The sequence below is a fragment of the Variovorax sp. F042 genome, from assembly GCF_057814215.1.
The window spans coordinates 22,991-45,230 of record NZ_JBVASX010000021.1 but is presented as its reverse complement, the minus strand read 5'-3'; the positions used below and the strand labels follow the sequence as shown (position 1 = coordinate 45,230).

Below are 22,240 nucleotides of genomic sequence, written 5' to 3'. Positions count from 1 at the left end.
TCCTTTTTCGGAACGCTTGCACCCATGAGCCTCTCGTCCCTGCTGCTTCAGTTCCTCACCGGGCTGTCGTCGGCTTCGTCGCTGTTCCTCGTGGGGGCCGGCCTTTCGTTGATCTTCGGCGTCACGCGCATCGTCAACTTTGCGCATGGCTCCTTCTTCATGGTCGGCATCTACCTGGCCTACACGCTGGTCGAGAAGCTCGGCGGCGGCATGGGCTTCTGGCCCGCGCTGGTGATTTCCGCGCTCGCGGTCGGCATACTCGGCGCGCTGATCGAGATGGTGCTGCTGCGCCGCATCTACAAGTCGCCCGAGCTGTTCCAGCTGCTGGCGACCTTCGCACTGGTCCTTGTCATCAAGGACGCGGTGCTCTACATCTGGGGGCCTGACGAACTGCTCGGGCCGCGCGCGCCGGGCCTGTCGGGCTCCGTCGAAATCCTGGGCCGGCAGTTTCCGACCTACGACCTGTTCCTGATCGTCGTCGGCCCGGTCGTGCTCGGCCTGATGTGGCTGCTGCTCACGCGCACCCGCTGGGGCACGCTGGTGCGTGCCGCCACGCAAGACCGCGAGATGGTCAGCGCGCTGGGCGTGAACCAGGCCTGGCTCTTCACCGCGGTGTTCGCGCTCGGCGCCATGCTCGCAGGCCTGGGCGGTGCGCTGCAGCTGCCGCGCGAGCCGGCCACGCTTGCGATGGACCTCAACACCATCGGCGCGGCCTTCGTGGTCGTGGTGGTGGGCGGCATGGGCTCCATTCCGGGCGCCTACGCGGCCGCGTTGCTGATCTCCGAGATCAAGGCCGTGTGCATCTGGCTCGGTGTGGTGGAAATCTTCGGCTACAGCGTGTCCTTCTCGAAGCTCACGCTGGTGGTCGACTTCATCGTCATGGCCATCGTGCTGGTGTGGCGCCCGTGGGGCCTGTTCGGCCGGCCGCAGGCGCCGAGCCGCTACGTGGGCATGGCCGAGGAGCCGCTGCGCCGCGCGAGCAAGGGCTACCTGTGGCTGGTCGCCGCGCTCGGCGTGGTGCTCATGGCGATGCCGCTGCTCACCGCCGATTCGCCCTACACCACGGTGCTGATGATCGACCTGCTGATTGCCGCGCTGTTCGCCGCCAGCCTGCACTTCATCATGGGGCCGGCCGGCATGCACTCGTTCGGGCATGCCGCCTACTTCGGCCTCGGGGCTTACGGCGCCGCGCTGCTGGTGCGCTCCAGCGGCCTGCCGATGGAAGTGGCGCTCATCGTGGCTCCGCTCGTCGCGGCCATCGGCGCCTTCATCTATGGCTGGTTCGCCGTGCGGCTGTCGGGCGTGTACCTGGCCATGCTCACGCTGGCCTTCGCGCAGATCACCTGGGCCATCGTCTACCAGTGGGATTCGTTCACCGGCGGCAGCAACGGCCTCACGGGCGTGTGGCCTTCGGAGTGGCTGTCGGACAAGCGCACCTACTACTGGCTCACGCTGGTGCTCGTGGCCGCCGGCGTCATGATGCTGCGCCGCGTGCTGTTCTCGCCCTTCGGCTATGCGCTGCGCGCGGGCCGCGATTCGGTGCTGCGCGCCGACGCCATCGGCATCGACGTCAAGCGCATGCAGTGGACGGCCTTCGTCGTCGCGGGCGCCGCGGCCGGGCTGGCCGGCTCGCTCTACGCCTTCTCCAAGGGCAGCATCTCGCCAGAGAGCCTCAGCGTCGACAAGTCGGTCGACGGACTGGTGATGGTGCTGCTGGGCGGCATCCAGACGCTGGCGGGGCCGGTGGTCGGCGCCGTCACCTTCAGCTGGCTGCACGACACCGTGGCGCGCAACACCGACTACTGGCGCGCGACGCTCGGCGCCATCATCCTGATTCTCGTGCTGCTGTTCCCGCAGGGCATCGCAGGCTTCGCGAAGCAGCTGACCGACAAGCTGCTGCGCCGCACCAAGCCCGATGCGGCGCCTGTGGCCGCCGAGGCGAAGGAGGCCAAGGCATGACGACCACTTCCAACGCACCCCTGCTCAAGGTCGAGAACCTCGGCAAGTCCTTCGGCGGCGTGAAGGCCGTCGATGGCATCAGCTTCGAACTGCATGCCGGCGAACTGCTAGCGCTCATCGGCCCCAATGGCGCCGGCAAGTCGACCACCTTCAACATGGTCAACGGCCAGCTCAAGGCCGACCAGGGTTCGATCCTGTTCGACGGGCACGAGCTTGTGGGCCAGAAGCCGCGCGCCATCTGGCGCCAGGGCGTGGGCCGCACCTTCCAGATTGCCGAAACCTTCGCCTCGCTCACCGTGGTCGAGAACGTGCAGATGGCGCTGCTGTCGCACGACGGCAAGCTGTTCTCGATGTGGCGCCGCGCGGCCGACCACAAGCGCGACGAAGCACTGGCGCTGCTCGACCAGGTCGGCATGAAGTCGCAGGCCGACCGGCCCTGCAGCGTGCTGGCGTACGGCGACGTGAAGCGCGTCGAACTCGCCATCGCGATGGCCAACAGCCCCAAGCTGCTGCTGATGGACGAGCCCACCGCCGGCATGGCCCCCAAGGAGCGCAACTCGCTCATGGCGCTGACCAAAGATCTCGTCATCCAGCGCGGCATGGCCGTGCTCTTCACCGAGCACAGCATGGACGTGGTGTTCGCGTACGCCGACCGCATGATCGTGCTGGCGCGCGGGCGCCTCATCGCGCAGGGCAAGCCGCTCGAAATCCGCGACCACCCCAAGGTGCAAGAGGTCTACTTCGGCAGCGGCAAGACATTCGAGAAGATCGCAGAGAAAGCCGCAGCCCTTGGAGTCGCCGCATGAGCACACACGAACCCCTCCTGCAGGCCAAGGCCCTGTGCGCCTGGTATGGCGCCGCGCAAATCCTTTATGACGTCGACCTCGAAGTGCGTCGCGGCGAAGTGGTTGCGCTCATGGGCCGCAACGGCGCGGGCAAGTCGACCACGCTGAAGACGCTCATCGGCATGCTGACCAAGCGTCGCGGCGCGGTGCGCTTCCTGGGCCACGACATCTCCAGGAGCGAGCCGCACCACGCAGCGCGCCTGGGCCTGGGCTTCGTGCCCGAAGACCGCCGCGTGTTCACCGACCTCACGGTGATGGAGAACCTCGAAGTCGGCAAGCAGCCCGCGCGCCGCTGGGCCGACGGCACCGATGCGCCGCTGTGGACGCCCGAGCGCCTGTTCAAGCTGTTCCCCAACCTCGGCGAAATGCCGAACCGTCCGGGCGGGCGCATGAGCGGCGGCGAGCAGCAGATGCTGACCGTGGCGCGCACGCTCATGGGCAACCCGTACCTCGTGCTGCTCGACGAGCCTTCCGAAGGCGTGGCACCGGTGATCGTCGAGCAGATGGCCAACATGATCCTGGAGCTCAAGGCGCAGGGCGTGAGCATCCTGCTGTCGGAGCAGAACATGCACTTCGCCGAACTGGTGTCCGACCGCGCCTATGTGCTCGAGAAGGGGCAGATCCGCTATCACGCCACCATGGCCGAACTTGCGGCCAACGACGAAGTTCGCCGCGCCTACCTGAGCGTCTGAGTTTTTCCTTCAACCCATCGGAGTCCATGCCATGCATCGCAGAACCCTCGTGAAATCCGCCGCCGCCCTCGGGCTGGCCGGCGGCTTCGGCAGTGTCGGTTTCAACGCCTTCGCGGCGGGCAAGATCAAGCCCGGCGACAAGGCCGCGCTGATCGTGGTCGACGTGCAGAACTGCTTTCTCGACGGCGGCACGCTGGCTGTGAAGGGCGGCAACGAAGTCATTCCGGTCATCAATGCACTGGCGCCCGCGTTCCAGAACATCGTCGTCACGCAAGACTGGCACACGGCGGGCCATGCGTCCTTCGCGAGCACCTACAGCGGCAAGAAGCCCTTCGAGACCACCAAGCTCAGCTACGGCACGCAGGTGCTTTGGCCCGACCACTGCGTGCAGGGCACTGAAGACGCCGCGCTCGGCAAGGAGCTGAAGGTGCCCACCGCGCAGCTGATCATCCGCAAGGGCTTCCACAAGGAGATGGACAGCTACTCGGCCTTCGAGGAAGCCGATCACAAGACGGCCACGGGCCTGGCCGGCTACCTGAAGGCGCGCGGCATCAAGACCGTGTACGTCACCGGCCTGGCCACCGATTTCTGCGTGGCATGGACCGCGATGGACGCGCGCAAGGCAGGCTTCGAGGCCTACGTGATCGAGGACGCCACGCGCGGCATCGATCTCAACGGCTCGCTGGCCGCGGCGTGGAAGCAGATGACGGCCAAGGGCGTCAAGCGCATACAGTCCGCCGACATCCAGACCGCCTGAGATCGCACCGCGAAGAACAACGACGAACAACAAGAAAACACGAGACACACGACGCATGAAGCTTTCGATCTCAAGGCGCGCCATGGTGGCGGGCAGTGCGGCCCTGGTCCTCGGCCCCGGCCTGCTGCGTTCGGCACGCGCGGAAAACGGCGTGACCGACACCACCATCCGCATCGGCCAGTCGGCCGTGTTCAGTGGGCCGGCGAAAGACTTCGGCGTCGACTACCGCGCGGGCATCAAGCTGTACTTCGACCGGGTCAACAAGTCGGGCGGCGTCAACGGTCGCAAGATCGAACTCGTCACCTACGACGACGCATACGACCCCGCAAAGACCGCCGTCAACACTGCGAAGCTGATCGACGAGGACAAGGTCTTCGCGCTCACCGGCTACGTGGCCACCGGCAACCTCGCGGCCGCGATGCCGCTGGCCGAGAAGGCGGGCGTGCCGATGTTCGCACCGCTGGTGGGCACCAGCTCGTTCCGCACCAAGGTCAACCGCTACCTGTTCCATGTGCGCGCGGGCTACGACCTGGAGCTGCGCAAGATCATCAGCCACCTCTCGACCATCGGCATCCAGTCGATCGCGGTGGTCTACCAGGACAGCGCCTTCGGCAAGTCGAACCTCGCCACCTGCGAGGAGCTGGCGGCCGACCACAAGGTGAAGGTGCTGAAGACCTTCCCGCTGGCCATCACGGCCGAGGACGCGAAGCAGGTCGTCACCGGTCTGTCTGAAGCCAAGCCTGGCGCGGTCGTGATGATCATGGCCGGGCGCATGGTCGAAGTGTTCATGCGCGATTACCGCGCGAACGGCGTGGGCGCGCCGCTGTACACGCTGTCGGTCGGCATCACCGACGCGGCCGGTTCGGCCAAGCGGCTCGACGGCAAGCTCGCGGGGCTGGTCACGGCCAGCATCGTGCCGCCGCCGCAGGCGCAGCGGATGCCCATCGTGGCCGACTACCAGCGCGACCGCGCGGAGTTCGGCGAGAAGATCGACAGCTACACCGCGCTGGAAGGCTACATCGTCGCGCGCGTGATGGTCGAGGGCCTGCGCCGCGCGGGCAAGACACTCACGCGCGACAGCTTCATCGCCGGGCTCGAAAGCATCGGCAGCACGCGCATCGGCGACTTCCCCGTCGAGTACAGCGCGAAGAACCACAACGGCTCGACCTTCGTGGACCTGGAGATGTACACCCGTGACGGCCAGTTGCGGCGCTGAGCCGCTGCACCTGCTGGTCAACGGCCAGGCGCAATCGATCGAGGGCGTGCCGCGCGAAGCAACGCTGCTGCACCTGCTGCGCAACGACCTGGGGCTGAACGGCCCCAAGTACGGCTGCGGGCTGGGGCAGTGCGGCGCATGCACGGTGCACGTCGACGGCGTGGCGGCGCGCTCGTGCGTGATTCCCGCGCGTGGCGTGGCGGGGCGATCCATCACAACGCTCGAAGGGCTGGGCGCGCGCGGCGACTGGCATCCGGTGCAGGCCGCCTTTGAAGACGCGCAGGCTGCGCAATGCGGCTACTGCCTCAACGGCATGGTGATGCAGGCGGCGGCCTTGCTTGCACGCGATCCGGATGCGAGCGATGCGCGCATCCGCAGCGAGCTTTCGGGCAACCTGTGCCGCTGCGGCACCCACATCGAAATTCTCGACGCCGTGCAACGCGCGGCGGCGCGCATGCGCGCGCATCCGGCCCCATGACGCGACGCGCCGATCTTCCGCGGACCCGCGCCGAGTTCCTGTCGGCCAATGGCGTGCTGCTGGTGGTGCGCGAGACCCCGCTCGCACCGCCGCCCGCCAAGGGCCAGCCCGCGTTCATTGCCGGCAACCCGATCGAAGGCGACGAGATCCTGCTCGCCGTGTGGGACGACGGCAGCGCCTCGGCACTCAACGGCCACGTCGACCTGGGCACCGGCATCCAGACCGCGCTCGGGCAGATCGTGGCCGAGGAACTCGACCTCGGCATGCCCTGCGTGCGCGTGATGCTCGGCGACACCGCGCGCGCGCCCAACCAGGGCGCGACGATTGCGAGCGCGTCGATCCAGATCCATGCGCAGCCGATGCGGCTTGCCGCCGCGCAGGCGCGTGCATGGCTGATGGCGCGCGCGGCTGAGCGCCTGGGCGTGGCCGTCGATGGACTGCGGGCGCACAACGGCGTGGTGCGAGTCACCGAAGCGCCGGACCGACACGTCAGCTATGCCGAGCTGGTTGCCGGCCAGCGCACCGTGCTTCGGCTCGATCCGCTGGCGCAGCCAAAGAACCCCGCCGATTACCGCGTCGTCGGCACACGGCAGGCGCGCGTCGACATTCCGGCCAAGCTGGCAGGCGAGCTCGTGTTCGTGCACGACATGCGCGTGCCCGGCATGCTGCACGGGCGCGTGGTGCGACCACCGTATGCGGGCGCGGACCATGGCGAGTTCATCGGCAACACGCTCGAGGCGGTCGATGAATCGTCGATTGCGCACATCCCCGGCATCCGCGCCGTGGTCGTGATCCGCGACTTCGTCGGCATCGTGGCCGAGCGCGAGGAGCACGCCGAGCAGGCCTTGCGTGAACTGCGCGTCACGTGGAAGCCATGGCCCGGCATGCCTGACCTGGGCGACCTGGCGCAGGCGCTGCGCGACAACCCGTCGACGCAGCGCCTGCTGGTCGATGAAGGCGATGTCGATGGCGCCATTGCCGCCGCCGCGCAGCCGATGCATCGCACCTACGTGTGGCCATACCAGATGCATGCCTCCATCGGCCCTTCGTGTGCGCTCGCCGACTGGCAGCCGGCCGACGGCAGCGGCATGCAGTTGCGTTGCTGGGCCGGCTCGCAGAATCCGCACGTGCTGCGCGCCGATCTCGCGAAGCTCATGGGCGTGGAGGACGTGCAGGTCGACGTGGTCCGCATGGAAGCTGCTGGCTGCTATGGCCGCAACGGCGCCGACGACGTGGCCGCCGATGCGGCGCTGCTCGCCCGTGCGGTCGGCGCGCCGGTGCGCGTGCAGCTCACGCGCGAGCAGGAGCATGCGTGGGAGCCCAAGGGCGCCGCGCAGCTCATGGAGATCGACGGCGGCCTCATGGCAGACGGCCGCGTCGCTGCATACGACTTCGAAACCTCTTATCCGTCGAACGGTGCGCCCACGCTTGCGCTGCTGCTCACGCGCACCATCGAACCGGTGGCGCAGGCTTTCGAGATGGGCGACCGCACCGCGCGACCGCCCTATACGTACGACAACCTGCGCGTGAAGGTCAACGACATGGCGCCGATCGTGCGCGCCTCGTGGTTGCGCGGCGTGTCGGCGCTGCCCAGTTCGTTCGCACACGAGTCGTACATCGACGAGCTGGCGACTGCTGCGGGTGTGGACCCGGTGCAGTTCCGCTTGCGGCACCTGGAAGATCCGCGTGCGGTCGAGCTGGTGCAGGCCACGGCGCAGAAGGCCGGCTGGCGCATGCGAACCGGGCCGCAGGAGAACGCGGACGGTGGGCTCGGCGAAGGCGGCGACATCCTCTTCGGGCAAGGCTTTGCGTACGCTCGCTACATCCACAGCAAGTGGCCGGGCTTCGGCGCCGCGTGGGCCGCGTGGGTGGCTGACGTCGAGGTCAATCGCAAGACCGGCGAGGTGCATGTGCGCCGCGTGGTGGTGGGGCATGACGCGGGGCTGATGATCAACCCGGCAGGGGTCGAGCATCAGATACACGGCAATGTGATCCAGACCACGAGCCGGGCGCTGAAGGAGCAGGTGCGGTTCGCGCCGCAACAGCAGCAGCAAGGCACGGCGACAGGTGCGCAGCTGCCGGGCGTGCTGCCTTCGGGCGTGGTCGCGAGCCGCGAGTGGGGCAGCTACCCGATCATCAATTTCCGCGAAGTGCCGGTGATCGAGGTGATGCACATGCCCCGGCCCGGCGAACCTTCGCTGGGGGCGGGCGAGTCGTCTTCGGTGCCGGGGACTGCGGCGATCGCGAATGCCATCTTCGATGCGACGGGGGTGCGATTTCGCTCGCCGCCGTTTACGCCGGAGACGGTGCTGGCGGAATTGAACCGGGGGTTGCCTGGTGACGCCGTCGTGCCCCCATCCCAACCTTCCCCCAGAGAGGGAAGGAGCAATGCAGCCTGGCCGCGCCGCAAAGGCTTGTGGGCTACCGGCGCCGCGCTCGTCGTCGGCGGCATCGGCGTTGTCGCCGGCCTGCTCGGCTGGCGCTCCGCTATTGCGCCCGTATCGCTCACCGCTCCGGTCTACAGCCAGGCCACCATCGACCGCGGGCGTGTGCTCGCAGCCGCCGGTGACTGCGCCGTGTGCCACACCGCACCCAATGGCACTCCCAATGCGGGCGGCCGCGCGATGGAAACGCCCTTCGGCACACTCTACACGACCAACCTCACGCCCGACCCCGAGACGGGCCTCGGCCGCTGGTCCTTCAGCGCCTTCCAGCGTGCGATGCGCGAAGGCGTCTCGCGCGACGGCCACTACCTGTACCCCGCGTTCCCCTACACCGCATTCGCGAAGACCAGTGACGACGACCTGCAGGCGCTCTATGCGTACTTCATGTCGATGCCTGCGGTGCGTGCGGAAACGCCGAAGTCCGAGCTCAAGTTTCCGTTCAGCATGCGGCCGCTGATGGCCGGATGGAATGCGCTCTTCCATGACCCGACGCCGATGCAGCCCGTGGCCACGCAGAGCGCGGAATGGAACCGTGGTGCGTATCTCGTCAACGGCCTCGGCCATTGCGGCGCCTGCCACACGCCGCGCAATGCGCTCGGCGCGGAGCAGGGCGGCAGCGCCTTCCTGTCGGGCGCCATGATCGATGGCTGGGAAGCACCGGCGCTCACGCACCTGTCGAAGTCAGCGGTGCCGTGGGACGCCGACGAGCTCTATCGCTACTTGCGCCACGGCCACACGCAGCGCCATGGCATCGCCGGCGGGCCGATGGCCGAGGTGGTGCGCGAGCTTGCGCAGGTGCCGGATGAAGACGTACGCGCGATGGCAACCTACCTCGGTTCGTTCAATCCAACACCGTCCGTGCAACCGACTGTCGTGGCACAGCAAGCGGTCGATAACGCTGCACGCACGCAGGGCCAGTTGCTCGGTCCCGCGCAGCGCATGTTCGACAGCGCCTGCGCCTCCTGCCACCACGACGGCAACGGCCCCACGCTGCTTGGCGTGAACACGCCGCTCGCGCTCAACAGCAACCTCACGAGCGCGAGGCCAGACAACCTGCTGCGCACCATCCTCGACGGCGTGCGCGAGCCCGCGAGCCGCGACATCGGTTTCATGCCCGCGTTCCGCGAAGTGCTCGACGACCGGCAGATCGCCGAGCTTGCCGGCTACATGCGCACGCGCTTCGCACCGCAGGAGCCTGCGTGGGCCAACCTGCCTGCCGACGTGGCGCGCGTGCGCGCCGCGCCGGGACACTGACACCAGAAAGAGAAGAGCCGGCCGCGTCGCAATCCGCTGTGCGCCGCTACGATGCAACGTAGCGCACACATCCAAGGAGACACCACGCCATGCCGCTCGATCTTTCAATCTCTTCCAGCCTGCCCCGCGACGCCGAACGCGCCACCCTCGTTGGCCGCATCTGGCAACCCGGCGTGGGCCCCGTGCTGGTGGCCGTGCACGACGGCGACCTGTACGACCTGTCGAAGCTCGCGCCGACCATGAGCGACCTGCTCGAAGGCAAGGAGGCGCCTGCAGAAGCCGTTCGCCATGCATTGCAGGGCGCGCCGCGCATCGCCGCGCTCGACGAAGTCCTTGCCAACAGCGACGAGACCGTGCGCGACACGAGCAAGCCCTGGCTGCTCGCACCCTGCGACCTGCAGGCCATCAAGGCCAGCGGCGTCACCTTCGTCGCGAGCCTGCTCGAACGCGTGATCGAAGAGCAGGCGCGCGGCGACGCATCGAAGGCCGAGGCCACGCGCGCGGCCATCGGCGGCGTGCTCGGCGACAACCTTGCCGACATCGTGCCGGGCTCGCCCAAGGCCATGAAGGTCAAGGAAGTGCTGATCGCGCAGGGCGCGTGGTCGCAGTACCTCGAAGTCGGCATCGGCCCCGACGCCGAGATCTTCACCAAGGCCCCGGTGCTCTCCGCCGTGGGCACGGGGGCCGACGTCGGCATTCACTCGGGCTCGGTGTGGAACAACCCGGAGCCCGAGGTCGTCCTCGCCGTCAACAGTCGCGGCGAGACGCTTGGCGCCGCGCTGGGCAACGACGTTAACCTGCGCGACTTCGAAGGCCGCAGCGCGCTGCTGCTCGGCAAGGCCAAGGACAACAACGCCTCGTGCGCCATCGGCCCCTTCATCCGCCTGTTCGATGCGCACTTCGGCATTGCGGACGTGCGCCGCATCACCGTCGCGCTGGAAGTGACCGGCCCCGAGGGCTTCACGCTCGAGGGTTCGAGCTCGCTGTCGAAGATCAGCCGCGATCCGCTCGACCTCGTGGCGCAGACCGTGGGTAGGCATCACGCCTACCCTGATGGTTTCATGTTGTTTCTTGGAACGATGTTCGCGCCGACACAAGACCGTCATGGGCCTGGGCAAGGATTCACCCACGTCGTGGGCGACCGCGTGTGCATTGCCGCACCGGAACTCGGCGCCCTGGTCAATCGCGTTGTGCACGCGGACCAGGCGCCGATGTGGACTTTTGGTATCAGTGCGTTGATGCGCAATTTGAGTGAACGCGGTCTGCTGTGATTCGCATGTAGACGTTCCGTTTGAATTTCAAAAGGAGTTGTACTCCTTAGTAATTCATATGCGTCGTGTTGCAATCTGTTGCTGTTGACCGCGCCTCTTGTTCCCCTCAAGATTGCCGCTGTTACGAAACGGTTGAACAGGGAGAAGAGGTTTGTCGCCGAGCGAAATCGATCTATTGCAGTTGCCTGTGGAAGGCTCGCATCCGTGCGGTGAAGACCTGGAATACGACCCCGATTTCATGGCGTTGCACCAAGCAACAACCGGTAAGCGCGAGCAGCAATTCGGCTCGACGATCATCCCCGCCGAGCCACCCGACTGGGCCCGCGTGGAGCGCATCGCGAAGCAGCTGTGCACACGTACGCGCGACCTGCGGGTGCTGGTGCCCCTCACGCTGGCCTGGACCGAAAACCGTGGCTTGCCCGGCTATGTCGATGGGTTGCAACTCGTCGACGCCGTGCTGCAGAAATTCTGGGACGGTGTGCATCCGCGCGTTGTCGACGATGGCTTCGAAGACCCGCTGCCGCGCATGAATGCACTGGCCGCGCTGGCCGAGGCCGAGGGATTGGGGCGCAGTGTTCGCGATGCAAGGCTGCTCGAAGACGGCGGCGCATCAATGAGCCTGCGACAGGTCGAAGCCTTGCTCGACTCGAGCAAGACCGACCATCAGAACGATTACCCGGGCGGCATCGGCCGACTGCGGGACGCGGCGCGGCGCGCGCAGGAAAAGGCGGCGCCCCCGGTGGTGGCATTGCGTGCTGCGCTCGACCTGCTGCAGCGCATACGCGAGACCTGCGAGCGCGCGCTAGGTCAGAGCTGGGCGCCTGATTTCTCGCGGCTCGAACGCTCGCTGCGCACCGTGGCCCAGCTGTTGCCCGAGCAGGCGCAGAGCGAAGGGGTCGAGGCCGGCGAAGCCCACTCTGGAGCCGATCCGCAAGGGGCGGGAGTTGCCGGGCCGGCTGCGAAGGGTGCTGCTGCCGGCAGTGCAAATGGTGGTGCTGGCCTACGCACGGTGCCTATTAAAGATATTGAAATATCGACTCGTGATGATGTGCAAGTGTTGTTGGAAAAAGCTTGCCAGTTCATGGAGCGCACGGAACCCAGTCATCCGGCGCCCATGCTGATTCGCAGAGCGCAGCGGCTGCTGGATCTCAACTTCTTCCAGATCATCGAAGAGCTTGTGCCCGAGGGATTGCAAAAGATAGAAAGCCTTGCTGGACGCCCGCTGAACAGTGGGGGCAGCACGTAATAAGAAGAAGGCGGAGGCCGTCGCGGACTCCGCTGGCCGGCAGGACTGCCGGGGTCGTACCCACACGCATTACAGATTCAAGAGGAAGCTTATGGCAGACAACCGTGTCAGAAACAGTGGTCAGAAGTTCATTGCGCGTAACCGCGCGCCGCGTGTGCAGATCGAATACGACGTCGAGATCTACGGCAGCGAACGCAAGATCCAGCTGCCCTTCGTGATGGGCGTCATCGCCGATCTCGCGGGCAAGCAGGTCGACCCGATGCCCGACCTCGGCGAGCGCGAGTTCATGGCGGTGGACATCGACAACTTCGATGAACGCATGAAGTCCATCAAGCCGCGCGTTGCCTTCCAGGTGCCCAACACGCTCACCGGCGACGGCCAGATGAACGTCGACATCACCTTCGACAGCATGGACGACTTCTCGCCCGCGCGCATCGCCCGCCAGGTCGGCGCGCTGCAGCACCTGCTCGAAGCGCGCACCGAGCTGTCGAACCTGCTGTCCTACATGGACGGCAAGAACGGCGCGGAGCAACTGATCGCACAGGCGCTGCAGAACCCGGGGCTTCTCAAGTCGCTGGCCTCGGCGCCGAACCCGGCCGTCGCCAAGGCAGTGGAAGCCGCCAACGAAAAGGCCGGTACGCCCGGCAACCCAGGGACCTCTTCCGAGTAAGCGCGAGCACGAGCAGCAAGGACCGTCATCATCATGAGCACCGCCCCCAAACAGACCGCCGCGCGCGCACCCGCCTCCGTCGAAACGCTCGAGCCGAACGAGTTCTCCGACCTGCTGCAGCGCGAGTTCAAGCCCAAGACCGACCAGGCCCGCGAGGCGGTCGAGAACGCCGTCAAGACGCTGGCCGTGCAGGCGCTGGAAAGCACCGTCACCGTCTCCAACGATGCCTACCGCACGGTGCAGGCCATCATCACCGAGATCGACCGCAAGCTCTCCGAGCAGATCAACCAGATCCTGCACCACGAGGACTTCCAGCAGCTCGAAGGCGCGTGGCGCGGCCTGCACTATCTCGTGAACAACACCGAGACCGACGAGCAGCTCAAGATCCGCGTGATGTGCGCGTCCAAGCGTGAAGTGGCGCGCTCGCTCAAGCGCCACAAGGGTATCGGCTGGGACCAGAGCCCGCTGTTCAAGAAGATCTACGAAGCCGAGTACGGCCAGTTCGGCGGCGAGCCCTTCGGCGCGCTGATCGGCGACTTCCATTTCGACCACAGCCCACCCGACGTCGAGATGCTCAGCGAAATGGCCAAGATCGCCGCGGCCGCGCACTGCCCCTTCATCGCCGGCGCATCGCCCACCGTGATGCAGATGGACTCGTGGCAGGAGCTGTCGAACCCGCGCGACCTGACCAAGATCTTCCAGAACACCGAGCACACCGCATGGCGCAGCCTGCGCGACTCGGAAGACGCGCGCTACATCGGCCTGGCCATGCCGCGCTTCCTGGCGCGCCTGCCGTACGGCGCGCGCACCAATCCGGTCGACGAATTCGAGTTCGAGGAAGAGACCGACTCGGCCGCGCACAGCCGCTACACCTGGGCCAACTCGGCCTATGCAATGGGCGTGAACATCAACCGCTCGTTCAAGCAATACGGCTGGTGCACTTCCATCCGCGGTGTGGAGTCCGGCGGTGCGGTGGAGAACCTGCCCACGCACACCTTCCCGACCGACGACGGCGGCGTGGACATGAAGTGCCCGACCGAGATCGCCATCAGCGACCGGCGCGAGGCCGAGCTCGCCAAGAACGGCTTCATGCCGCTGGTGCACCGCAAGAACTCCGACTTCGCGGCCTTCATCGGTGCGCAATCGCTGCAGCTGCCGGCTGAGTACTACGACGCCGACGCCACGGCCAACGCGAACCTCGCGGCGCGCCTGCCGTATCTGTTCGCCTGCTGCCGCTTCGCGCACTACCTGAAGTGCATCGTGCGAGACAAGATCGGTTCGTTCCGCGAGCGCGAGGACATGGAGCGTTGGCTCAACGACTGGATCATGAACTACGTCGACGGCAGCCCCGGCACCTCGTCGCAGGACACGAAGGCAATGAAGCCGCTGGCGGCGGCGGAAGTCCAGGTGGAAGCCATCGAGGACAACCCGGGCTACTACGCCGCCAAGTTTTTTCTCCGGCCGCACTATCAGCTCGAAGGGCTGACGGTGTCGTTGCGGCTGGTTTCGAAGCTGCCATCCAACAAGAAGGACAGCAGCTAATTCAACGGTGTCCCGGAATCGGGCACATATAACTTTGGGGGTTAATCATGGCAGTAGACATGTTCATGCGCGTTGAAGGCGCGAACGGCGAATCGAAGGACTCGAACCACAAGGAGTGGACGGACATCAAGTCGTTTGCGTGGGGAGCAACGCAGCCTGGAAACATGGTCAGCGGCGGTGGCGGCGGCGTGGGCAAGGCGAGCTTCAATGACCTGCAGGTGCTCGCACGCATCGACAAGGCGGCGCCGTCCGTCCTGAAGAACTGCGCCAGCGGCAAGCACCTGAGCAAGGTGGAAGTGTCGGTCTGCAAGGCCGGCGGTGCGCAGATCGAATACACGCGCGTCACGCTCGAAGAAGTGCTGGTCACCTCGGTGCAGTACACGGCCGAGCAGGGTTCGGACGCCGTGTTCGTGCAGTACGCCTTCCAGGCCGCGAAGGTGAAGCAGCAGTACTGGGAACAGACCGACAAGGGCGGCAAGGGCGCCGAGACGGTGCTGGGCTGGAACATCAAGGAAAACAAGGAAGCCTGATTTCCTTTTTCCCCGATGCGCGGCCGGCCCAGCGGGCCGGCCGCGACGTTTTTCCCGACGGCCTCCACGGCCGTCCTTCGCACACAGGCCTTTCGCGCCGTGTGCCATTCAGTCAGCGAGGAAGCTTCATGGGCGATGGGTTTGCAGTGCTGGGCGAACGCTCCGTGGCCGAGCACACCGAATGGGTACAGAGGCAGATCCGCGCCAATCCCCAGAATGCAAGCTTGCGTCTTGCCCTGTGTCACTTCCTCGCGCTGCGCGGCGAATGGCAGCGGGCTGAAGACCAGCTCAAGCTCGCCACCAAGCTCGACCCCACTTTCACTCCCGCCAGCGTCACCTGTTCGATGGCGCTTTCGGGCGAACGGCATCGCAGCGACTTCTGGTCCGGCGGACGCGCTCCGGCCATCATCTGCGGCAACGCGGAATGGGTCGAACAGCTGATCGCTGCCGCGGCCCTGCCGGCCGACCGTGCCGAGGAAGCCGCCGCCCTGCGCGAGACCGCGCGGCAGGCCGCGCCCGCCTTGCATGGCGCGCTCACCAGCGTCGACCGCTCCGATTCGCGCGCCGTGCAGGCGCTCGACGGCGAACCGGTGGAGCGCAGCATCTTCGCGTGGCTGTGCGACGGCGACGTGCGCATCGGCGCGGTGCTGGAGTTGCTCACGCCCTCGGGCTATGCATGGCTGCCCCTGCCCGAAGTGCGCCGCATCAAGTTCTCGCGCCCTCAACACCTGGTCGACCTGCTGTGGGCGCCAGCTGAATTCGAGCTGCACGATGGCCGCGCGCTCAACGGCCTGGTGCCGGTGCGCTATCCGGGCTCGCTCGAAGGCCTCGACGACGAAACCACGCTGGGCCGCCGCACCGACTGGCTGCCGCTGGCCGGCGAAGATCAATACGCGGGCCTCGGCCAGCGCACGCTGATCAGCGAGGCCGGAGACCATTCGCTGCTCGACCTGCGGCTCATCGAGTTCTCGCGCGAGGACGCGACCTGATGAGCAGCATCATGGACACCGACGGCGACCAGCAGGAAAGCGTCGCGCGCGACCGCCTGCAGCCGGTGCTGCTCGACCGCCTCACCGACAAGACGCCGCAGACCCGCCAGGAGCGCGCGGGCGCCTTCCTCATGAGCGGCAGGCTGTTGCGCGACTCGGTGTTGCGCGATCTGCAGTGGCTGCTCAACACCACCAACTTCGGTGCGGACCACAACATCAACACCATGCCGCGCGCGCGCCGCTCGGTGCTGAACTTCGGCGTGCGCGGCTGGGCCGGCGGCCGCATGTCGGAGGTCGACTTCGCGGACGTCGAAGCGGCCATCCGCTCGGCCATCATTGACTTCGAGCCGCGCATCATGAAAGACAGCATCGACGTGCGCTGCGTGACCGACGCCACCGATCTCGAACACCACAACCTGCTCGCGCTGGAGATCCGCGGCACGCTGTGGTCGGTGCCGTACCCGATCGAATTCATCCTGCGCTCGGAGCTCGACCTCGAAAGCGGGCACATGGTGCTGCGGCCCACCGGAGGCCTCTGAATGGATGCCAGGCTGCTCGACTATTACAACCGCGAGCTCACCTACATGCACGAGCTCGGGGCCGAGTTCGCGCAGCGCTACCCGAAGATTGCGGGCCGCCTCGGCATGCGCGGCATCGAGGTCAGCGACCCGTACGTGGAGCGCCTGCTCGAAGGCTTCAGCTTTCTCACCGCGCGCATCCAGCTCAAGATGGACGCGGAGTTTCCGCGCTTCTCGCAGCGGCTGCTCGAAGTGGTGTACCCCAACTTCCTCGCGCCGCTGCCCGCCATGGCCGTGGTGCAGATCGACGGCAACCTCAACGAAGGCTCGCTGAAGGCTGGCTACGAGCTGCCGCGCCACACCATCCTGCGCGGGCGAATGATCAAGGGCGAGCAGACAGCCTGCGAGTTCCGCACCGGCCATGCCGTCACGCTGTGGCCCATTCGCATCGCCGACGCGGGCATCGGCCCGGTGCCCGCGGAAATCGCGCATGCGATGCCCATGGCTGCGCGGCAGGCGAAGAGCGCCATCACCATCAAGCTCGAAGCGGTGGGCGGCGCGCGTTTTGCCGACATGCCGCTCGACCGGCTCGAGTTCTTTATTTCGGGTGCGGAGCTGCATGCGCTGCGCGTGCTCGAACTCGCGGCGCACCACAGCATCGGCGTCGTGTGCCGCAGCGGGCCGGGCAGCACGGCGCGCATCGTGCCGCTGGGCGACGAGGCCATCAGGCACGAGGGCTTCGACCCTGACCAGGCGCTGCTGCCCTACGACGCGCGCTCCTTCCAGGGCTACCGCCTGCTGCACGAGTATTTCGCGTTTCCCGATCGCTACCTGTTCTTCAGCGTGAACAAGCTGCGCGCGGCGGTGCAGGCCATGAGCGGCACCACGATGGAGATCGTGATCCTGCTCGACCGCGCCGACGGCGACCTCGAACGGCTGGTAGACGCCAAGCATTTCTCGCTGTTCTGCACACCCATCATCAACCTCGTGCCGCGCCGCAGTGACCGCATTCCGGTTGGGCCGGGCCAGCATGAGCACCATGCGGTGATCGACCGCACGCGTCCGCGCGACTTCGAGATCTTCACCGTCGAGCGCGTCACCGGCCACATGGCCAACGGCTCGGAAGAGCGCGAGTTCCGGCCCTTCCTCGGTTCGTTCGCGGCGGACGACGGCGACTTCGGCGCGTACTTCTCGCTGCGCCGCGAGCCGCGCCTGGTGTCGGACCGCGCACGCGCCCAGGGTACGCGCACCAGCTACACCGGCAGCGAGGTCTACGTGTCGCTGGTCGACCAGCACGACGCGCCGTTTCCGCACAGCCTGCGGCACATCACGCTCGACGCGCTGTGCACCAACCGCGACCTGCCGCTGCTGCTGCCGACCGGGCTCGAGTCAGATTTCACGCTGCGCGTATCGGCACCCGTGCGATCGATCCGCATCCTGCGCGGGCCTTCGCGGCCGTACCCCGCATTGGCCGAAGGCGCGCTGACGTGGCGCCTCATCAGCCACCTGGGCCTGAACTACCTGAGCCTCACCGATGTCGATGCGGCGCAGGGCGCGGCCGCGCTGCGCGAGATGCTCGACCTGTACGGCAACCTCGCCGACCCTTCGGTGCGCCGCCAGATCCAGGGCGTGCGCTCGATGGCGCTGGCGCCGGTGTTCCGCCGCCTGCCGGAGCCGGGCCCCATCGTGTTCGGGCGCGGCGTGGAGATTGCGCTGAAGATCGACGAGGTCGCGTTCTCGGGCGCGAGCCCGTATCTTTTCGGCGCCGTGCTGGAGCAGTTCTTCAGCCGGCACGTGTCGCTCAATGCGTTCACCGAGTTCGCGCTGTCCAGTCTGCAGCGCGGCGAAATCGCGCGGTGGACTCCGCGCGTGGGACGCCGCCCCGCCGTATGAGCGAAACCGGCTTCACCGACGGGATGCAGCAAGCCACGGCGCCAGCCGGGGAAGCGCAGGAGGTGCTGGATGCGGCCGAGGCTCGCCACGACATCGCGCAGCCTGTGCAGCCTGCGTACGGTGCTGCGGCGCGGCGCGGCGTGCCACAGGCCGATCCCGTGCTCTGGGCCAAGCTGGTCGAGCAGCCCTTCGAGCACGACCTGTTCATGCTGCTGCGCCGGCTCGACGCGCAGGGCGACCATCCGCTGCTGGGCCGCGCGCCGCGCCCGCTCGACGAGCCGCTGCGCCTCGGGCAGGAGCCCTCGATGGCCTTCGCGCCCTCGAATGTGTCGGGCGTCGATGTCGACAGCGACGGCCCGCCGCGTATCTCGATCTACGGCTTCGGCCTGTTCGGCCCCAACGGTCCGCTGCCGCTGCACCTGACGGAGTACGCGCGCGAACGCAAGCGGCATCACGCCGACAACACCATCAGCGCGTTCGCTGACCTGTTCCATCACCGGCTGATCCTGCTGTTCTACCGGGCCTGGGCCGACGCGCAATCGGTCAACAGCCTGGACCGCCCCGACGGCCACCGCTTCGTCGACTACGTGGCCAGCCTCATGAACATGGGGCAGCCCGGCCTCAAGGAGCGCGACCGCATTGCCGACCACGCGCGCACCTTCATGGCGGGCCATCTCGTGCGCCAGACGCGCAACCCCGAGGGCCTGATCCAGATCCTCAAGCTCTACTTCGACGTGCCCGTGCGCGTCGATGAGTTCGTGAGCGACTGGGTGATGATCGACGAGCGTCAGGTCAGCCGCATCGGCATCACCGGCCGCAACCACCGGCTCGGCGGCGGCGCCACCATCGGCCTTGCGGTGCGCGATGCGCAGAGCAAGTTCCGCCTCGAACTCGGGCCGCTCTCGCAGGAAGAGTTCCGCGAGTTCCTGCCGGGCAGCAAGCGACTGCAGCAAGTGGTCGACTGGGTGCGCCAGTACGTCGGCATCGAGTTCGCGTGGGACCTGCGGCTCGTGCTCAAGAAGCAGGACGCGCACGGCATGCGGCTCAACAGCAACCAGCGCCTCGGCTGGGGCAGCTGGCTCGGCACGCGCCTGTCGGACACCGACGCCGGCGACATGGTGTTCCAGCCCGAAGCATTGTTTTCCCGTTCCGCATCGGCGGCACCCGTTGCCGCGCCCGCATCTTCCTCCATGGCTCTATGACCGACATCCGCCGCGTCTCTCTCTTTTCGAAACTCAATCCGATGCTCTACAAGGCATTGGAGACCGCCACCGCCTTCGCCAAGCTGCGCGGCAATGCCTACGTCGAGCTGGTGCACTGGCTGCACCAGATCCTGCAGCTGCAGGACAGCGACATGCTGCGCATCATCAAGCGCGCGGGGCTCAACCTCGACGCGGTCGAGCAAGACCTCGTGCGTGCGCTCGACCGGCTGCCGCACGGTGCCACGTCGATCAGCGACATCTCCGAGCACGTCGACAACGCCGTCGAGCGCGCGTGGGTCTATGCGAGCCTGCGCTTCGAGGCTACCTCGATCCGCGGTGCGTATTTGCTCGCGGGCATCATCAAGACGCCGGGGCTGCGCCAGGTGCTCTCGGGCATCTCGCGCGAGTTCGACAAGATCGTGCCCGACGTGCTGGTGGCGCAGCTCGCTGCATGGACCGAAGGCTCGCCTGAAGACGACTTCGATGCCGCACCAAGCGGCGTCGCGGCCGGCGGCGCAGCCGCTGCCGCGCACCACCAAGGCGATAGCCCCGCGGCAGGTGGTTCGGCGCTCGCCAAGTATGCGAGCGACCTCACCGCCAAGGCACGCGCAGGCGAGCTCGACCCGGTCTACGGCCGCGACGACGAGATCCGACAGATCATCGACATCCTCATGCGCCGCCGCCAGAACAACCCGCTGCTCACCGGTGAGGCCGGCGTCGGCAAGACGGCAGTGGTCGAGGGCCTTGCCTCGCGCCTCGCCGCGGGCGACGTGCCGCCTTCACTGAAAGACGTGTCGCTGTGGGTGCTCGACCCCACGCTGCTGCAGGCTGGTGCGGGCGTGAAGGGCGAGTTCGAACAGCGCCTGCGCCAGGTGATCGACGAGGTCGAGAAGAGTCCCAAGCCCATCGTGCTGTTCGTCGACGAGGTGCATACGCTGGTGGGCGCAGGCGGCACGGCCGGCACCGGCGATGCGGCCAACCTGCTCAAGCCGGCGCTGGCGCGTGGGCGGCTGCGGACCATCGGCGCGACCACCTGGTCGGAGTACAAGAAGTACATCGAGAAAGACCCGGCGCTCACGCGGCGCTTCCAGACCATCCAGGTGCACGAGCCCACCGAGCCCAAGGCGGTGATCATGCTGCGCGGCATCTCGGCCGAGCTGGAGAAGCACCACGGCGTGCTCATTCTCGATGCTGCGCTCGAGGCGGCCGTGAGCCTGTCGCACCGCTACATTCCCGCGCGGCAGTTGCCTGACAAGGCCGTGAGCCTGCTCGATACGGCTTGCGCACGCGTGGCGCTGAGCCAGCATGCGCTACCCGCCGCCATCGAAGACCTGCAGCGCCGCATCGAGGTGCTGGGCATCGAGTCGGGCATCGCGGGGCGCGAGGCAGCCATTGGCGTGGGCGAGCACCAGCGCGTGGAAGACATCGCGGTCCAGGTGGCTGCGGCGCAGGCCGAGCTCGATCTGCTGGAGACGCGGCGCGTGGAAGAAAGCACGCTGGTCGAACGCATCGTGGCGCTGCGCAAGCAGCTGTCGCCGGCGGCGGTGCCGGTGCAGGCGGAGACGGCAGAAGCCGGCGAGGCGAATGTCGATGCGGATGTCGACACACCGTCCGCTGAACCCCAGCGCACGCCCGAGGAAATCCGCGCCGAACTCAACGAAGCACAGGACAAGCTCGTGCAACTGCAGGGCGAATCGCCACTCATCCTCGCGGCCGTCGATGCGCAAGCCATCGCCACCGTGGTGGCCGACTGGACCGGCATTCCTATCGGCCGCATGGTGCGCGACGACGCGCAGTCGGTGCTGAAGCTCGGCGAAATTCTCTCGGCCCGCGTGGTCGCGCAGCCCGATGCGCTGGAGACCATTTCGCGCCGCATACGCACCGCGCGCGCACGTCTCGACAACCCCAACAAGCCCGTCGGCGTGTTCCTGCTGTGCGGCCCCTCGGGCGTGGGCAAGACCGAGACAGCGCTGGCATTGTCTGAAGCTTTGTATGGCGGCGAGCAGAACCTCGTCACCATCAACATGAGCGAGTTCCAGGAGTCGCACACCGTCTCCACGCTGAAGGGCGCACCGCCCGGCTACGTGGGTTATGGCGAAGGCGGCGTGCTCACCGAGGCCGTGCGCCGCAGGCCTTACAGCGTGGTGCTGCTCGACGAGATCGAGAAGGCGCACACCGACGTGCACGAGATCTTCTTCCAGGTCTTCGACAAGGGCTGGATGGAAGACGGCGAGGGCCGCCACATCGACTTCCGCAACACCGTGATCATCATGACCTCCAACGTCGGCACCGACCTGGTCATGCAGCTGTGCGAAGACCCGACCCTGCGCCCCGACCCCGAGCCGCTGGCTGCCGCACTGCGCGAGCCGCTGCTCAAGGTGTTCGCGCCCGCGCTGCTCGGCCGCCTCGTTGTAGTGCCTTATTACCCGTTGCACGCAGAGGCATTGCATCGCATCATCCGTCTGCAGCTCGATCGCATCGCGACGCGCCTGCAGGCGAACCACGGCATCGCACTGGCCTACGACGACAGCGCCGTCGAACTCGTCGCGCGCCGTTGCACCGCCATCGAATCGGGCGGCCGGATGATCGACGCGATCCTCACGCACACGATCCTTCCAAGGCTGAGCGAGGAAGTCATCGGGGCCACGGTCAGTGCGCGCAAGCTCGCGAGTGTGCAACTGAGTGCGGCGGATGACGACTTCCGCTACGAATTCTTCGAACATTGAGCGCAGAA

Annotated in this window: 17 protein-coding genes; all 17 read left to right on the top strand. The window is 67.0% G+C overall.

Translation table 11 applies throughout. The features are described from left to right. Positions 1-24: 24 nt before the first annotated feature. The 17 genes from ACZYSP_RS34015 (at position 25) to tssH (ending at position 22,232) form a co-directional block, all read left to right on the top strand. Positions 25-1,959 carry an ABC transporter permease gene (locus ACZYSP_RS34015; RefSeq protein WP_093081733.1) on the top strand — a complete coding sequence of 645 codons (1,935 nt, stop codon included), beginning with the start codon at positions 25-27 and terminating at the stop codon, positions 1,957-1,959. After that, entirely contained in the window at positions 1,956-2,765 is an 810-nt protein-coding gene (locus tag ACZYSP_RS34010; protein ID WP_093059288.1) for an ABC transporter ATP-binding protein, read from the top strand. Before ACZYSP_RS34015 ends, ACZYSP_RS34010 begins: the two co-directional genes overlap by 4 nt. After that, positions 2,762-3,496, top strand: a complete 735-nt coding sequence (locus ACZYSP_RS34005) for an ABC transporter ATP-binding protein (protein WP_093059290.1) — start codon at positions 2,762-2,764, stop codon at positions 3,494-3,496. Before ACZYSP_RS34010 ends, ACZYSP_RS34005 begins: the two co-directional genes overlap by 4 nt. 31 nt (positions 3,497-3,527) lie before the next feature. Then, the gene (pncA, locus tag ACZYSP_RS34000; protein ID WP_093081731.1) at positions 3,528-4,253 is read left to right on the top strand and encodes a bifunctional nicotinamidase/pyrazinamidase; all 726 of its coding nucleotides are present in this window, start codon (positions 3,528-3,530) and stop codon (positions 4,251-4,253) included. A 55-nt stretch (positions 4,254-4,308) separates the two neighbouring features. Then, entirely contained in the window at positions 4,309-5,469 is a 1,161-nt protein-coding gene (locus ACZYSP_RS33995; RefSeq protein WP_371258879.1) for an ABC transporter substrate-binding protein, read from the top strand. After that, positions 5,447-5,947 (top strand): (2Fe-2S)-binding protein, encoded by a 501-nt coding sequence (locus ACZYSP_RS33990; RefSeq protein ID WP_093081726.1) that lies wholly within the window; start codon positions 5,447-5,449, stop codon positions 5,945-5,947. The genes ACZYSP_RS33995 and ACZYSP_RS33990 overlap by 23 nt, the downstream gene beginning before the upstream one ends. Then, the gene (locus ACZYSP_RS33985; protein ID WP_354339329.1) at positions 5,944-9,645 is read left to right on the top strand and encodes a molybdopterin cofactor-binding domain-containing protein; all 3,702 of its coding nucleotides are present in this window, start codon (positions 5,944-5,946) and stop codon (positions 9,643-9,645) included. Before ACZYSP_RS33990 ends, ACZYSP_RS33985 begins: the two co-directional genes overlap by 4 nt. A gap of 89 nt (positions 9,646-9,734) precedes the next feature. Further along, on the top strand, positions 9,735-10,916 hold the full coding sequence (locus ACZYSP_RS33980; protein ID WP_093081722.1) for a fumarylacetoacetate hydrolase family protein: 1,182 nt from the start codon (positions 9,735-9,737) through the stop codon (positions 10,914-10,916). 151 nt (positions 10,917-11,067) lie between these two features. Next, positions 11,068-12,162, top strand: coding sequence for a type VI secretion system protein TssA (tssA, locus tag ACZYSP_RS33975; protein ID WP_093081720.1), 1,095 nt, complete (start codon positions 11,068-11,070; stop codon positions 12,160-12,162). 91 nt (positions 12,163-12,253) lie between these two features. Then, positions 12,254-12,832: a type VI secretion system contractile sheath small subunit gene (gene tssB / locus ACZYSP_RS33970; RefSeq protein WP_093081718.1), complete on the top strand. Its 579-nt coding sequence runs from the start codon at positions 12,254-12,256 to the stop codon at positions 12,830-12,832. Positions 12,833-12,865: 33 nt separating this feature from the next. Further along, on the top strand, positions 12,866-14,374 hold the full coding sequence (gene tssC / locus ACZYSP_RS33965) for a type VI secretion system contractile sheath large subunit (RefSeq protein ID WP_093059305.1): 1,509 nt from the start codon (positions 12,866-12,868) through the stop codon (positions 14,372-14,374). Positions 14,375-14,421: 47 nt separating this feature from the next. Next, the gene (locus tag ACZYSP_RS33960) at positions 14,422-14,904 is read left to right on the top strand and encodes an Hcp family type VI secretion system effector (protein ID WP_097197420.1); all 483 of its coding nucleotides are present in this window, start codon (positions 14,422-14,424) and stop codon (positions 14,902-14,904) included. A gap of 128 nt (positions 14,905-15,032) precedes the next feature. Continuing rightward, positions 15,033-15,893, top strand: coding sequence for a type VI secretion system accessory protein TagJ (locus ACZYSP_RS33955; RefSeq protein WP_093082835.1), 861 nt, complete (start codon positions 15,033-15,035; stop codon positions 15,891-15,893). A gap of 11 nt (positions 15,894-15,904) precedes the next feature. Continuing rightward, on the top strand, positions 15,905-16,432 hold the full coding sequence (gene tssE, locus ACZYSP_RS33950; protein ID WP_042673168.1) for a type VI secretion system baseplate subunit TssE: 528 nt from the start codon (positions 15,905-15,907) through the stop codon (positions 16,430-16,432). Further along, positions 16,433-18,304 carry a type VI secretion system baseplate subunit TssF gene (tssF, locus tag ACZYSP_RS33945; RefSeq protein ID WP_093082833.1) on the top strand — a complete coding sequence of 624 codons (1,872 nt, stop codon included), beginning with the start codon at positions 16,433-16,435 and terminating at the stop codon, positions 18,302-18,304. Further along, complete coding sequence (gene tssG, locus ACZYSP_RS33940) at positions 18,301-19,506, top strand: type VI secretion system baseplate subunit TssG (RefSeq protein WP_093082830.1); 1,206 nt, start codon at positions 18,301-18,303, stop codon at positions 19,504-19,506. Before tssF ends, tssG begins: the two co-directional genes overlap by 4 nt. Beyond that, positions 19,503-22,232, top strand: a complete 2,730-nt coding sequence (tssH, locus tag ACZYSP_RS33935) for a type VI secretion system ATPase TssH (protein WP_093082828.1) — start codon at positions 19,503-19,505, stop codon at positions 22,230-22,232. The genes tssG and tssH overlap by 4 nt, the downstream gene beginning before the upstream one ends. Positions 22,233-22,240 lie beyond the last annotated feature (8 nt).

Coding starts and splice junctions, on each gene's coding strand:
- tssH (WP_093082828.1), top strand. CDS start 19,503: ATGACCGACATCCGCCGCGTCTCTCTCTTTTCGAAACTCAATCCGATG.
- tssE (WP_042673168.1), top strand. CDS start 15,905: ATGGACACCGACGGCGACCAGCAGGAAAGCGTCGCGCGCGACCGCCTG.
- ACZYSP_RS33980 (WP_093081722.1), top strand. CDS start 9,735: ATGCCGCTCGATCTTTCAATCTCTTCCAGCCTGCCCCGCGACGCCGAA.
- ACZYSP_RS33985 (WP_354339329.1), top strand. CDS start 5,944: ATGACGCGACGCGCCGATCTTCCGCGGACCCGCGCCGAGTTCCTGTCG.
- ACZYSP_RS33960 (WP_097197420.1), top strand. CDS start 14,422: ATGGCAGTAGACATGTTCATGCGCGTTGAAGGCGCGAACGGCGAATCG.
- tssB (WP_093081718.1), top strand. CDS start 12,254: ATGGCAGACAACCGTGTCAGAAACAGTGGTCAGAAGTTCATTGCGCGT.
- tssF (WP_093082833.1), top strand. CDS start 16,433: ATGGATGCCAGGCTGCTCGACTATTACAACCGCGAGCTCACCTACATG.
- ACZYSP_RS34010 (WP_093059288.1), top strand. CDS start 1,956: ATGACGACCACTTCCAACGCACCCCTGCTCAAGGTCGAGAACCTCGGC.
- ACZYSP_RS33955 (WP_093082835.1), top strand. CDS start 15,033: ATGGGCGATGGGTTTGCAGTGCTGGGCGAACGCTCCGTGGCCGAGCAC.
- ACZYSP_RS33995 (WP_371258879.1), top strand. CDS start 4,309: ATGAAGCTTTCGATCTCAAGGCGCGCCATGGTGGCGGGCAGTGCGGCC.
- pncA (WP_093081731.1), top strand. CDS start 3,528: ATGCATCGCAGAACCCTCGTGAAATCCGCCGCCGCCCTCGGGCTGGCC.
- tssC (WP_093059305.1), top strand. CDS start 12,866: ATGAGCACCGCCCCCAAACAGACCGCCGCGCGCGCACCCGCCTCCGTC.
- tssG (WP_093082830.1), top strand. CDS start 18,301: ATGAGCGAAACCGGCTTCACCGACGGGATGCAGCAAGCCACGGCGCCA.
- ACZYSP_RS34015 (WP_093081733.1), top strand. CDS start 25: ATGAGCCTCTCGTCCCTGCTGCTTCAGTTCCTCACCGGGCTGTCGTCG.
- ACZYSP_RS34005 (WP_093059290.1), top strand. CDS start 2,762: ATGAGCACACACGAACCCCTCCTGCAGGCCAAGGCCCTGTGCGCCTGG.